7 protein-coding genes are annotated in these 15210 nt (G+C 38.7%); all 7 read left to right on the top strand.

Annotated features, from left to right (window positions below; all coding sequences use genetic code 11):
- Positions 1 to 108: 108 nt before the first annotated feature.
- The 7 genes from QMA08_RS19405 (at position 109) to QMA08_RS19375 (ending at position 15035) form a co-directional block, all read left to right on the top strand.
- Entirely contained in the window at positions 109 to 2931 is a 2823-nt protein-coding gene (locus QMA08_RS19405; RefSeq protein WP_290175274.1) for an alpha-L-rhamnosidase, read from the top strand.
- A 175-nt stretch (positions 2932 to 3106) separates the two neighbouring features.
- Positions 3107 to 5938, top strand: a complete 2832-nt coding sequence (locus tag QMA08_RS19400) for an alpha-L-rhamnosidase (protein ID WP_290175273.1) — start codon at positions 3107 to 3109, stop codon at positions 5936 to 5938.
- 275 nt (positions 5939 to 6213) lie between these two features.
- Positions 6214 to 7431: a glycoside hydrolase family 88 protein gene (locus QMA08_RS19395; protein WP_290175272.1), complete on the top strand. Its 1218-nt coding sequence runs from the start codon at positions 6214 to 6216 to the stop codon at positions 7429 to 7431.
- Between the two features lie 53 nt (positions 7432 to 7484).
- Positions 7485 to 10049: a heparinase II/III family protein gene (locus tag QMA08_RS19390; protein ID WP_290175271.1), complete on the top strand. Its 2565-nt coding sequence runs from the start codon at positions 7485 to 7487 to the stop codon at positions 10047 to 10049.
- Between the two features lie 132 nt (positions 10050 to 10181).
- The gene (locus QMA08_RS19385) at positions 10182 to 11876 is read left to right on the top strand and encodes a hypothetical protein (protein ID WP_290175270.1); all 1695 of its coding nucleotides are present in this window, start codon (positions 10182 to 10184) and stop codon (positions 11874 to 11876) included.
- Between the two features lie 104 nt (positions 11877 to 11980).
- Entirely contained in the window at positions 11981 to 13444 is a 1464-nt protein-coding gene (locus tag QMA08_RS19380) for a sulfatase (RefSeq protein WP_290175269.1), read from the top strand.
- Between the two features lie 100 nt (positions 13445 to 13544).
- Positions 13545 to 15035 carry a sulfatase gene (locus QMA08_RS19375; protein ID WP_290175268.1) on the top strand — a complete coding sequence of 497 codons (1491 nt, stop codon included), beginning with the start codon at positions 13545 to 13547 and terminating at the stop codon, positions 15033 to 15035.
- Positions 15036 to 15210: the final 175 nt, after the last annotated feature.

The following is a 15210-nucleotide window of genomic DNA, read 5'->3' as shown; positions in this document are numbered from 1 at the left end:
ATGTGAAAGCTAAGTTTTTAATTCCTATTAATAATATTTATTAATAGGAATTTTTTTATCCACAGTTCGTAGCTGCTGTGAATAAAGCTCTATTGGGAGATTATAGTAATGGTAAAAGTCATATCTATTTTATTTGTAGCACTATTGGTAGCATGTAATGTCCAACATGAGCAAAAAAGTGTAGCAGTTTCACCTAGTAACTTATTAGTTGAAGGCAAGAAGCACCCTTTAAATGTTCATAACCCACGTCCAAAGTTATCATGGCATTCAAATGTTAAAAGCCAGTCTTATTATCAAATTCAAGCCAGTTCAAGTGAAGATTTTATCTCTCGTTCATTATTATGGGATAGCGGTAAGATTCAAGCTAAGCACTCTTTAAATATTGAATACCAAGGTAGGGCATTAGGCACTAATGATGCTGTTTTTTGGCGAGTGAGAGTGTGGCAGCCAAATAATAATCAAGCGGGTCAGTGGAGCGAGCCGGGCGTTTGGGAAATGGGGCTCCTTGAAAAAAGTGACTGGCAAGCCCAATGGATACAAGTGAAAAAACAAGTTATTACACCATTAACAGAAAATGTAACAAAGTGGGTGCTTTATGCAACAGGTACGCATAAGGAAGGGTTAAAAAAATTACCTAAGAAGAAAGCAGCCACACAAATGCTTGTTGTGGATCAAGTAAATCAGCAGCCAACTGCAGGTTTATTCCGTCATAACTTTTTTATTAAGCCCAGTAAAAAAATAGTTAAAGCCAAGCTTCATAGTACTGCAGCGGGTTACTATGAAGTTTATATAAATGGTCAAAGAGTGTCAGATCGCATAATGGATCCAGGGCAAACTGATTTTGATAAACGCATTTTATATAACACAGATGATGTGTCTGATTTTCTTTTATCTGGCAATAATACAATAGGAGTCCACTTAGGTAGTGGGTGGTACGATGAAAATATCGCATTTAGCCGTTGGAAAAATCCTGATGGCTCAACTGATAAGCCATCAAAAACATTATCTTATGGGCAGCCTAAATTTATTGCTCAATTAGAGTTATCTTATGATGACGGCTCTAAGCAAATAGTAGCCTCAAATGAACAGTGGTTAAGCCATCCATCTCCAGTAATAAAAGAAGGCGTTTTTTCTGGCGAGCTATATAACGCTCAAAATGTTGTAAAAAACTGGAACAAAAATAAAAGTAACCTTAATGGGTGGGAGCCTGTACAGGTATTAACGCAATGGCCTACTGAAACGCTTGAGCCACAGCTTTTGCCGCCAATACGCCCTGTAAAGAAAATGACGGTACAAAAAATATTCCAACCTAAAGCAAACGTATGGGTACTCGATTTTGGACAAAACTTTACCGGCGTACCGACATTCAACCTTGATAAATTAGGGTTACGTAAAGGGCAAGCTGTGTTCTTTAGGTATGCTGAATGGGCTGACATTGATGGCAATATTAGCCAAAAAACAGGTGGCAGTGCACCTTTATTAAAACAAGTTGATGGATATATTGCGTCGGGTGAAGATTCATCCACATGGACTCCTGAATTTACTTGGCATGGCTTTCGTTATTTAGAAATAACTGGTTTGGATAAAGCTCCCACTATTGATGCAATTACTGCTCACTTAGTAAGAAGCGATGTAGAAATAGCAGGGACGTTTAAAAGCTCTAATGAGCTAATTAATCGTATCCACGATATGGCGTTATGGACTTACGAGAGCAACTTAATGGCCGTACCAATGGACTGTCCCATTCGCGAACGTGCAGGGTGGACAGGTGACGCGCATGCCGCATTGATCACCGGTAATTATAATTACAATATGGATAATTTTTGGAAAAAGTACCTAGGTGATTTTAAAACAGCGGCGTTTCAAGCACCGGCAGTAGTGCCGGGTAAACGCACGCATGGGGGGAATTTTGACTGGGCAGTAGCCGAAATAATCATTGCATGGGAGCACTATCGCCATCATGGTGATATAGACGTTTTGCAGGGGCAGTTTAATAGCTTAATTGAGTACATGGAGCTTGCCGAAAGTAAAATGGATAATGGCTTATTACGCATTGGTTATGGTGACTGGTGCGACCCCGTATTGAAACCAGGAATGGGTAGGAAACGCTGTAATCCTCAACATACTTCACCAACTATTACTAGCTCTGCATTGCTTGCTCATGGCTCAGATCTAATGAGCAAAATTGCAGAGTTACTTAATAAACCTCAAAAAGCACAATACTATTCAGCTTTATTTAAATCGATCGCTGCGCAGTTCAATAAAGAGTTTTATAACCTAAAAACAAACCATTATGGTAGCCAAACAGCTGATGCTATGGCGCTTCGCTTTAATATTGCTCCGGCGCATTTACACCAATCAATTGCCGATGCATTAAATAAAGATGTTTTAGAGAACTGGAAAGGGCATGGCTCTGTAGGTGCTCTTGGCCAAACTTACTTGTATTTAGCGCTCAGCGATTATGGATACGGCGATACGGCATTTAATATTTTTACCGCCGATGGGTATCCGGGTTATTCCTTTCAATTTGAAAAACTTAATGCCACAACTCTTTGGGAGAGAAAGGGCGTGTTAGATCCAGATCTTGACCCTGAACGCAGAAATGCCCCTGGACGCTCATTAAATCACCCTTTTCATAGTGGGTATGATGGGTGGTTTTATGAAGGACTAGGCGGTATTCGTCCTTTAGATAACGAACCTGGATATCAAACCTTTGAGTTAAGGCCTGTTTTTCCTAAAGGTTTAGAGTGGGTAGATGTTAGTTACCAAACTGGTTATGGAACAATTAAAAGTAGCTGGGTACAAAAAAGTGGTGTTGTTAAATGGAATATAGAGATACCTAATAACAGTAGCGCTTATGTAACTATTCTAAATGAACCCAAAAAGCTCTACAGAGCAGGTACCTACTCCTTTGAAATTAAAAGCTTGTAGCTAATGCTTTAGGTTGAGATTAAACAGTTAATTTATGTTGGTTATTAATAAGACCCGGTTATAGATATAAGACTATTTGGCAAAGCCTATTTAATTATATTAGCTCCAGAGGGACGTGATTATGAACAAGATAAAATGTGTCAAGAGTCACTTTATTAGCAACTTTTGCATTTTTATGGCGGTATTTATATTAAATGCTTGCTCAGCAGACAATGAGCAAAGTTTTGCAAATGTATCTGGGCAGCTTGCGGCTCCAGTCCAATTAAAAGTAGGCGAGGGCTTTGTAAATCCATTGGGATATTACGAACAACGCCCTCGGTTTAGTTGGAAGTTATCCAAAGAAGGTAGTGCTCAGTTGCAATCAGCCTACCGAGTACAAGTTGCAAGTACACCAACGTTTTATACAGAGGAAATTATTTGGGACAGTAAAAAAGTGGTGTCTTCCGCTAACGCTTGGATTGATTTAAAAGGGGCAAAATTACAGTCACGTCAAAAAGTCTTTTGGCGTGTAAAAATATGGGATGAGAATGATGAAGTTTCTAAGTGGAGTGAGGTCAACCACCTGGAATTAGGTCTAATAGAAAACGATGATTGGAAAGCACAATGGATTGGCCACCCTGATACCAACGAATTTGATATTGATAGTGTTTTTAATCGCTCAGTGAAAGGTGGTCGTTTCCCTGTTCCTAATAATAAGTATATCCGCCCACAATATTTACGAACAGGTTTCAATTTAAATAAAGATATTTCGCAAGCACGGCTATACATCACTTCAAAAGGCATATTTAAACCCTTTATCAATGGAAAAGCTGTGAGTAATGATGTGATGACGCCAGGATGGACACCATATCATAAACGTATAGAAACACTGACCTACGACGTTACATCACATTTAAATAAAGGAGAAAATGCATTAGCTGCGATTGTTGCTGAAGGCTGGTACAGCGGAAGAATCTTTCACCCTACAAAGCAACAACATATGTTGCCAATGCGTTTGTTGGCGCAATTAGAAATTACATTCACTGATGGCACTCAAAAAGTCATCACTTCTAATAAAGATTGGCAATCAACTAATCAAGGTCCAATTCGTGAAGCTAGTAATTATGATGGTGAAATTTATGATGCCAATTTTGAACTAGCGAACTGGCACAGCGCTAATTTTAATAAAAACCTAAATTCAGAAAAATGGAAACCAGTCGTTACTGAACCACTTGAAGAGCAAGTGTTATTAAAGCCAAAGAGACACACCGCTGTACGTGAAACTTTAACCATTCCAGCAATAAAAATTGTTAGCCAAGAAAATGGAGTGACTGTTTTTGGCATGGGACAAAATATGGTGGGAGTGCCAGAAGTCAACATTCCTGTTATTAAAAACCAGCAAGTCAAATTACGTTTTGCAGAAGCAATTGATAAGGGTGAATTCTCTGTTACTAATTTACGCTCAGCGAAAGCAACAGATCTCTACACGCCTAGTAAAACAGGGATGATACGTTATCAGCCAACCTTTACCTTTCATGGTTACCAATTTGTCGAGCTATCTGGTTACGACCAAACTAAACCCCCATCTCTTGATTGGATTAAAGGCAAAGTATTACATTCTGATTTTGAAGTGTACGATAATTTCACCAGCGCTAATACCACCCTAAATCAGCTTTCAGATAACGTATCTTGGGGCCTACGAGGTAACTTTTTAGATATACCAACCGATTGCCCACAACGTGATGAGCGTTTAGGTTGGACGGGGGATGCTCAAGTATTTGTTCAAACTTCTATGTATAAAGCAGACGTTTATGGGTTTTGGGCAGCATGGCTTGAAAGCGTTCGTGAAGAGCAAAGTATTGATGGTATGGTGCCAAACTTTGTACCTTTTCGTAATTTTTTAACCAGCTTAACCGGTTCTGCATGGGGAGATGCCGCAACGATTGTGCCTTGGGAGCTTTATCAATTTACTGGCGACAAAAAGGTTCTCGCAGAAAACTACATTATGATGAAACGTTGGCTGAGCTATCATACATTTAATAGCTATCAGCATATTTCTACTATGAGTAGTCATGGGGATTGGCTACAACCTTTCACTGCTGACGGTAAGAATGGTGGCGATACGCACAAGGATTTAATTGCAACGGCCTATTATGCTCACTCAGCAAATATTGTAGCTAAAACCGCTCGTATTTTAGGGTATGACAACGAGGCAGATCAATATGACGCTTTGTTCAATAATATAAAAAGTAAATTCCGTGATTACTTTTTTGACAACAACTTATTACTGCGCACCAGTATTACAAAACCGCCTATATACAAAAATGGCAGTGAAAAAACAGGACCATTAAAAACAATCTCACCTAAAATGACGCAAACCAGTTATTTGATGCCCTTAGCTTTTAACCTATTTGAAGATAAAGAACAAAATAAAGCGGTTAATCAGTTAGTTACTCTGATTGAAAAAAGTGATCGTCATTTACGAACTGGGTTTTTGGGCACACCTTTATTGGCTCCTGTATTACAAAAATTCGGTCATAGTGACCTTATGTATGAAATTTTATTTAAAGAAAGCTACCCATCATGGTTTTACTCTATTAATCACGGTGCCACTACTACGTGGGAGCGCTGGGATTCTTACTCATTACAGACGGGATTTAACGGCGAGAAGATGAACTCGCTAAACCACTATGCTTACGGCGCTATTGCCAGTTGGTTTTATCGAGGTATGTTAGGGATTGAGCAAACACAACCGGGTTTCAAACATTTTAAAGTACAACCCCAATTTACTACCAAACTGTCAGAGGTTAGCGGTAGTCACCCAACTCCCCAAGGTGAAATTGCAGTTGGCTGGTCGATAAAAAATCAGCAACTTAGTATGTCACTAACTGTGCCAAAAAACACCGAGGCGTCATTAATACTGCCTAACATAAAAAGTATCAGTATTATCCGTAATGATTCCGTTGAGGTGCAAAGTACTGACTTATTACCACCTGGTAACTATGAAATTAAAGGCAACTTTAATTAACAGGTATAACTTAGCGCCACTTTTAGTGGCGTTAAGTATTCTTAAGTTCTAGCTCCAATCCACTTAGCCACTCTTAATAATCAAACCAACCTCTTTCTTATTCATGTAAGTAAAATGTAGCTAAGCTATTTATTATTTGACATTATTAATCATAATGAGTCAATATCAGTCAAAATGAGGGTTGTGTTAAGTCGATAATTAACTGGTGTACAGGCGTTGTTATAAGACGTGTCTTTTCATCATTATGTCTTAGCTGATTTTTAAAAGAGGGTTTAATGAGAAAAATAATAACTAAAAGTGCTTTGGCTGTTGCTGTTTTAATTACGTTACCGGCATGTGATGCAGTTGAAACAAATAATAAGCAAGAAACTCTGTTAAATGAAAATACTAGCTTTTGTAGTGCCACACTGGATAAAGCCGAGTTGCAATTGGACGACTTCAGAAAAGCTTATAAAAATCCTAATAAAATACCGACTTCTTTTAGTGACGGTAAGGTCAATTTTATTACACCAATGGGATGGACGAGTGGCTTTGTCGCGGGCAGCTTTTGGTATATGTATGAGCACAATCAAGATCAAAGCTGGCTACACACCGCCGTAGAATGGACAAATGCATTAGAAGATATGCGTTTTAATCGTAAAACTCATGATGTGGGTTTTATTATAAATAACAGCTTTGGTAATGGTGTAAGACTAACAGGTAATGAAAGCTATCCCCCTATTTTAGTTAGCACGGCTCAAACATTAATGGAGCGTTACAATCCAAAAATAGGTGCTACATTCTCATGGAGTTGGGGTGTGTGGGAGTTTCCAGTCATTATCGATAACATGATGAATCTTGAGTTGTTATTCAATGCATCCCTTGCCACTGGAGACAAAACCTATTATGACGCAGCTGTAAGTCACGCCACTGTTACGATGAAGCATCACTTTAGGGATGATTTTAGCTCATACCACCTAGTTAATTACAGTCGAGATACTGGGCTACCACTAACAAAACAAACCTTTCAAGGCATTACTGATGACTCATCTTGGGCACGAGGTCAAGCATGGGGGGCTTATGGCTATACAATGGTTTATCGCTACACAAAAGATGAAAAGTTTTTAAATCATGCACGCAATATTGTTAACTACATCCTAACTCATAAAAATATGCCAGAAGATCTTATACCTTATTTCGACTATAACGCGCCGGATGATCCAGAGATTGAAGATTATAAAGATTCATCAGCTGCATCTTTACTTGCAAGCGCTCTATTAGAGCTCGCGGATTATGTTGAAAAAGAAGAAGCAGCACGTTACCGCAAGGCCGCTATGACGATGTTAAGAACCTTAAGCTCACCAGAATACCTTGCTGAAAAGGGCGAGAATGGTCACTTTTTACTTAAACAAGCAACGGGCAACTATCCAGCAGGTAAAGAGCTGAATTCGGCGCTTAATTATGGCGATTATTATTATTTAGAAGCGCTTAATCGCTGTAAAAAACAAATTTAACTATGAATACCGCTTGTAACAATCAACACACAATAATTTAGGAACACCCGACAATGTTTGTAATCACCAGTAAAATAAAACGGGATATACCACTACACAATTTCTTGCGCTCCAGCGCAGTCGCTACTTGTTTTGGTTTTATAATAACACTCATCGGATTTAAAGCTTCAGCAACAGAGGTGGAGCGCCCTTCGATTTGGGTTAAAAAATCTGAACGTCCAGAAATTTTAAATAAAATACAAACAGAGCCTTGGGCAAAATCATTATTTGAAGAGCTTAAACAGCGTGTTGAACCACTCGCTGCAATTAATAAAGAACAACGGTTAAAACCGCTTGTAGAGCTCCCACTAATTTGGAATAAAGATAAGTCACAAGCACCTACACTACCGCATTTTCGTGTTAAAGATGGCGGTAGCAAAGAGCAACTTGTAAGCGTTGTTAAAGCACTGCAGGACGGCGTTGATTGCGGTGTAATGTACTATTTAACTCAAGAAGATAAATACGCAGCCTGCGGTGCCGACATACTTAACACCTATTCAAATGCACTAATGCAAATGAAGGTGCATAAAGAAGGCGCCATGAATTCAAGTTGGATGTTTCCGGGCGATCACTTGTATGAAGCACGAGTAATTGGTGCTCAATTACCCATTATTTATGACCTAGTTTATCCCTATTTAAAATCTGGCGGCAAGGTGTACGACTTACAATCAAGCAGCTTAGTCGCCTTTGATTTTGACCAAGCGCAACAGATTTTTAAAACTTACATCTGGTTAGCGCTAAATAAAGGCTTACTTGATTCAAACTGGCCTGTATTAGAGTCATCAAGCCTTGTACACAATATTTTAGCATTAGACGACCCAGAAGAAATTGCTAAAAATCTTCCTTATTACACACACCTAGATACTAAGCATCAGGCATCGCTAAAAACGGTTGCAAAAAAGTTTGAAAACGAAGGTGATATTTGGCCAGAGTCTTTCCAGTACTCTAAGCATGTAGCCGCTTTTTCGGTTTACCTAATGACGTTGCTCGACCGTTACGATCCAACACTTAAGCTTGGTCAAAAGTATACAAATATTCCTGCGGCATTTACCTCATATTACGATCTACAGTACCCAAATAACGAATATCCTTATATCGGTGATGGCCATCGTACCTATAAGCCTGAGTATTCGGCTTTAGAAATGTCATTATTATTAGCAAAGTTAAATAATAACGAAAAGCAAATAAATGACTTTAGCAATTATTTAGCCTCGAGCATAAATGCAGGCGTATATGACCGAGGGCACCTTCATAATCGCTCTTACGGCGCAAGTCCATATTACACGCCTCTACAACTGTTGTGGTCTGCAAAAGAGATACAAAGCAGTCAAAAAGTCGATGTAGCACCACCGCGCCCCAGAACTAAGCGTTTAGAATATGCAGGAATGAATATTCAACGTAATGTGAGTAAACAAAACCCAGTTAAAAACAGTTTAATGGCATTTGTGGCAGGGGGGTCCTATATTCATGGCCATGCTTCAGGTATGGACATGGAGCTATATGGTCAAGGTCATGTGCTTGGCATTGATGGCGGTAAAGGTACTTACAGAACACCAATTCATGAAAACTATTACCGATTGTTTGCAGCACATAACTCTGTAATTAGTAATGGCGCATCGGCTTCTAGCGGTGATTGGATCAACTTAGGTATTAATCGCGTGCAGTCTATCGCAATGGAACCTGCTGCTGGTGAAAAGGGCGTGTCTGATAAATACTCCTTTAACACATCCTCTTTTTATGATGAATTTAATAAAGTAGCACCTGCTAATCATCTGCGTACATTAGCATTGATCAAACTCTCTGATACTAAGGGTTACTACCTAGACATATTCAGAGCTAAAAGTAGCCATGAGCAAGAGTTTCACGATTACGTGTACCACAACATTGGCGACAAAGTAGATATAACCTCAGGCTCAAAAAAAGTAAAATTAAAAGCAGATGCGCAGCGCTATCAAGCTGCAGCTAAAACACCGTGGGTTAAACATAAAGACTACCAACACCCAGGCTGGCATTATTTTGAACAAGTAAAAACAGCGTCAAATTCATCACAGCAGTATGAGGCAACATTTACAGCATCTAAACTGGGCGATAAATCAATCGCAATGCGAGCACTTATCCCAGCGGGACTTGATGTTGAGTTAACCACCGTAAAAGCGCCAAAAGCTTACGGTGCGTCTGCACCATACAACAAAAAGCCATTACCTACGTTTGTAATGCGCCACCAAGGCGAAACATGGAGTAATCCATTTACAGTAGCGTATGAATCAGTAACAGAAGGTGAAGACTATGCGGTTACTGCTGTAGAAAGACTTTACGTAAAAGGCGTATTTAAAGGCGTAAAAGTCAACGCCACGGTCGATGGCAAGTCACTAACGCAATACATTATTGTGCAAGAAAATAGCAATGATAAATACGAAGACAAAGAGTTAGGTATTTACTTTGAAGGTCAATTTGCCGTTATTACAACCGATGAGCAAAACAAATTGGTAGATATGTATATAGGCAATGGTAATCAGTTAAAGTTTAAACAGGACTCGCTTACTACCTATTATAAAAAGTCAGGTTACATAAAAATGTAAAAACGTGACATTTCACCGTTCAAGTATGCTGAGTGTGGTTATTATCAATAACCCAAATGAGCCACACTCATCAGCGCTATATTTTACGTAATTAATACACTGCAATTCACACATAACCCACCGAGACACACTATGCAATTTTCATTAACTCATAAAGCCTTAACACTAACTCGCCTTAAAAAAGTAATTTTTTTAAATTTAGGTATTTACGCCGGTCTGTTAAGTACCGCCTGTTCTACAAATATCCCAGCTAATCAAAACACCGGGTTTTCGGATGAACGCGCTGCACTAATAAAAAAATACTCAGCAACAGATAACGTATTTTCAACTTTACAAAATCAAGTCGAACCAAATGATCCACAAAGCAGTGAATATTGGCGTTGGAGAATTGATCAATACCTATATGGTGCTTACCCTGAGTATCAAGCTATTTATGATAAATACACGCAAGGTAAATCGTTTCACCAAATTTATAACCTACCACATGAAAACCTAGGCCCTAAAAAGGCTCTACCGGCATCGTTACCAAAACTACCTGAGGGTTATTTTACAGACAATCTTCAAGGAAACCCCCACACCGGCTGGCACGATGTAATTGGTGATAAAGTATTTATAACGTATCAAGGGCATTTAACCGACCCTTATATAGCCAGTTACGATCTTAAAACTCATAAATGGGACGGGCCTTATAAAGCCGCAGAAAGTACGCTTTCAAAAGGCGATAGAAAAATTGACAGTCATGGTCGGCCAATTATTGAACAGGATAGCAAGGGGCACTTTCATATTATTTATGGGGGACATGGTGGTGAAAGAGAGGATGGATTAAATCCGTTGTCAATTGATACGCCGCATGCTGGCGGTAGGATGCTGCATGTAATGTCAGAAAAGCCAAATGACATTAGTCAGTTTAAATATGTAAACGATATAACCCCGTTTGCCTCGTACACCGCCAGTGAAAAAATGGCCAATGGTGACATTTATTTATTCACCCGAGTGGGCACGCATAAATCACCTTGGGTTTATTATAAAATGCCAAGTGGCGCTCAAACATTTGAAAAACCGGTCATCATTACAGTGCCAACGCCGCAAAAGCAAAATCCCATAAATGTTGATACGTTTTACATCACCCCAAAGAAAGTGTCTGATACAGAAATTGCCATTAGCTCACTGTGGCATGAATGCAACTTCCTTGAAATTCACGATAAATCTGATTATGGGCGCATTAACTCATATTATATGAAGCTCGATACAACAACAGATACATTTTATAACGCACAAGACGAACAGCTAGCGTTACCAATCACCTTAGCAAAAGCTAACCAACAAACCTTAGCCTTTGATTCAACGCAAAGAGAAGAAACGCCATTTAGTACAACACCTATTATGTTAGAAAATAATACCCCAGCGGTTGCCTACCAAGCACGCACCAAGCAATACAGGGAGTGGCGGGTCACATCGTTTGAAAATGGCCAGTGGAAACATAGCCAACCAATGCCGGGTACAGTTAATAGATCTTTGGTAGATAGTAAAAACAACCCCATAAGCAATATTTTAAAGCTTGAAGTATTAAGCCAAGAGCAAAATCAATATACAGCTGCTGTTAGTTACAAAGACGCCAAAGGCCAATCTATTTTTGCAACTGCAAAAAGTAACGATGGCCAAAATTGGCGTATTAACCAAACTTACTTAAATCTAGCTAAATCAAGAATCGAAATGGAAACTGTAAAAGCCAGCAATGGTCAAGGAGTGGCTGTTTTACTCAACGTTAAAAAAGGCAGTGCACAGCGTCTGTATCTATGGCGTGATGGTCAGTTTCGTCCACGCTAATTAATACATACTCTTTATTTGCAGAGGACGTATGAGTTGTATTCATCCCCTTTGCTTATATAAGACGACAGTGTTGCAGATTAAACTATTAAAGGATAATTACTATGAAAATTATTTTTAAAAATAGCAAGCTAGTTTACAGCTTTATACTGCTTATGAGCTCGTTGTGTATTAGTTCTAAAGGCGCAGCAACTGAGGAAGTCAAAACAACCAAAATTACAGAAAAACAAAATATTGTGATGATAGTGATTGACGACCTTAGACCGGTGCTTGGCGCATATGGAGATGAAAAAGCGTATACCCCCAATATTGATGCTTTGGCGAAAGAGGGGGTTACGTTTGACTATGCATATAGCAATGTACCAGTGTGTGGAGCATCTCGAGCAAGTATGTTGACTGGCTTAAGACCAACAAAAAACCGTTTCATCGACTATAAAGCGATGGCAGAGAAAGATGCGCCTAATGCAAAATCACTGCCGCAAGTTTTAAGAGAGTCTGGCTACCATACAATTGGTTTGGGTAAGATTTTTCATAATGCTAAAGATTTAGCAACAGTGAGCTGGAGTGAAAAAATACAGGTATCTGGTATGCCTCATGCAACAATGTTAAACCCAGATTCGAAAAACTATATCAAAGAAAATGCTCACGTTGAATGGCTAAAAAATGGTCCTTGGTATGAAACCGCTGATGTGCTTGATGAAGCATACCCAGATGGCAAAGTTAAGCAAAAAGCATTACAAGCTCTAACGCGGTTATCAGCAGAACAACAACCGTTTTTTATGAGTGTGGGTTTTATCAGACCACATTTACCTTTTTATGCACCGAAAAAGTATTACGATTTGCACCCAAAAGAAAAATTCACTCCCTTTTTCTTTCGTGAGCGTCCTCATTTAGCGCCTAGTTCTTTACGTGGCTCAGGTGAGATTCACACCTATCACTTTAAAGATTATGAGTATAATAGTGATGCATTCCACCTTTCTTCAATTCAAGGCTATTATGCTTCAGTCAGTTACATTGATGCATTAGTGGGTGACATTGTTGATAAAATAGATGATCTTGGTTTACGCGATAACACAACAATCATGTTGCTCAGTGATCATGGTTTTCAGCTTGGCGAGCATAATTTTTGGACTAAGCACACTTTGCTGGACACGTCATTACGTATACCTATGATTGTTTCTTCGCCACATGCAGTGAAAAATCAAAAAACTAATGCATTAGTTGAGCTCATTGATATTTTCCCTACTATCACAGAAATAGCTAATATCAATCCATCAATAAAAATTGATGGGGAAAGCTTTGTTGATGTCCTAAAACAGCCAGATCGTTTACATAAAAAACAAGTATATAGCCGCTTTAAAACAGGGGACTCTATCATCACAGATAATTATATTTTCTCGTCTTATATCACAGAAGATAACAAGGTTGAGGAAATGCTATACGATCACTCAGAAGATCCTCACGAAATAAATAACGTCGTTAATGACCCGCGTTATCAAAAACAAGCTGCCGCGTTAAGAGAGCAGTTAACAGCTTGTATAACGCTACGTAATTGCAAAACTAACTAATGGCTTGATGCTACCGTTGTCTAGTGAATCTCCTAGGCAACGGTAATATAAGAGTTAAACCAAATTTTATTTCTATACCATAAAATAACTAGAGTTGAACATGAAACAATCATCAACAGTAATAAGTTTGGTTAGTTTATTAGTATTAATGCTAATAAATACAACTAAAGTACATGCGAACACTACAGTTGCTCAAAGCACTAATATCGAGAACAACAGTAAGCCAAATATCATTTTTTACTTGGCTGATGACCAAGACATTACAGATTACGGTGTATATGGTAACGAGAAAGTTCATACACCAGCCATTGATAAGTTGGCACAAGAGGGGATGCTGTTTAATCGAGCATTTACAGCACAAGCCATATGCGCGCCAAGTAGAACGCAACTTTTTACTGGTAAATACCCTTTAAAGAATGGTGCATTTGCAAACCATACTCCAACTAAGCCAGATATTTCCTCTGTTACTAAGCAAATGAGAGAGTTAGGTTACCAAGTTGTATTAGCGGGTAAAAGCCACGTAAAGCCAGCCAGTGTGTATGATTGGGATCAGGAGTGGGAACCAGTACCAAAAGAAGGTGTTCCGCGAGACTATATTCCACTTGAAAATATTGAACGCTACTTTAAATCTGCTACAAAACCATTTGTTATGTTTATTACCTCTAAGTATCCGCATGGCAAGTACTTTGATGTAAAGAACCCAGAAGTAAAAGATATTAATTTTCACCCATTTGATAGTCACCTTAAATCAGATAAAGCCTACATTAAGAAAAGAGCAGGTTATTATCGCAGTATTGCTGAGGATAATACACAAATCGAACACGTCTTAAAAATGGTTGATAAATACTTAACAGACAACACCTTATTTATATACAGCGCAGATCATGGGGTATCTGGTAAATTTACAGTTAAAGACATCGGTTTAAATATACCATTTGTAGCACGTTGGCCGCGGGTTATTAAACCTGGGTCTACTTCAGGGCAATTGATCCACTATACAGATGTATTGCCTACCTTTATGGATATTGCTGGTGGCAAGCAAGACTCGAGTATGGATGGGAAAAGTTTCTTACCTATTCTTGAAGGTAATGATGCTCCAATTCATCAGTATGTATACGGCATACGAACTAATCAAAATATTATCAACGCGCATATTTTTCCATCTCGTATGATCCGTGATAAACGCTATAAGTACATTCGTAATTTTAACGCACTTGAAGTTTTGGATAAAAACTTAACCGATAACCCTAATATTAATGTGTTTATTCGCCAAGGTGCTATGAAGCATAAAGATGAATCTTTTGAAGAGTTATATGATTTAGACAACGATCCATTTGAGCAAATAAACTTAATTAATGACCCTCAATTACAAAACGTAAAACAACGGCTAAAAACACAATTATTCAGCTGGATGGCAGAGCAGGGTGATATCTTGGATGAGCGACTTGGAAACCTGCCTATCATAAGTGCACCATTATTTAAGTTAGATCAAAATAGACCGCCACTGAGAACCAGTGTGAGTAAAGAGTATCAAAATATATTAAAGCCAGAGGATTACTATGTAATCGAGCATTGGGAAAATAAAAAATAAAAACAACCGAAGGGGCAAGTTGATATAGTGCTTTTATATCCTCTTTGTTGCTTGGCCCAGATTATTGGTTACTAGCAAGGCTCCTTTTGATACGGTATAAGCTAGGGTATATGGGCACCAAGCGGTAAAGTTGCGCAGTAACAACCAGCTGTTTGTGTTTCTCAACATTTAGATA

This window comes from Pseudoalteromonas sp. APC 3355, assembly GCF_030407615.1.
Taxonomy (GTDB): Bacteria; Pseudomonadota; Gammaproteobacteria; order Enterobacterales; family Alteromonadaceae; genus Pseudoalteromonas; species Pseudoalteromonas distincta.
This window is presented reverse-complemented; position numbering and strand designations above follow the sequence as displayed.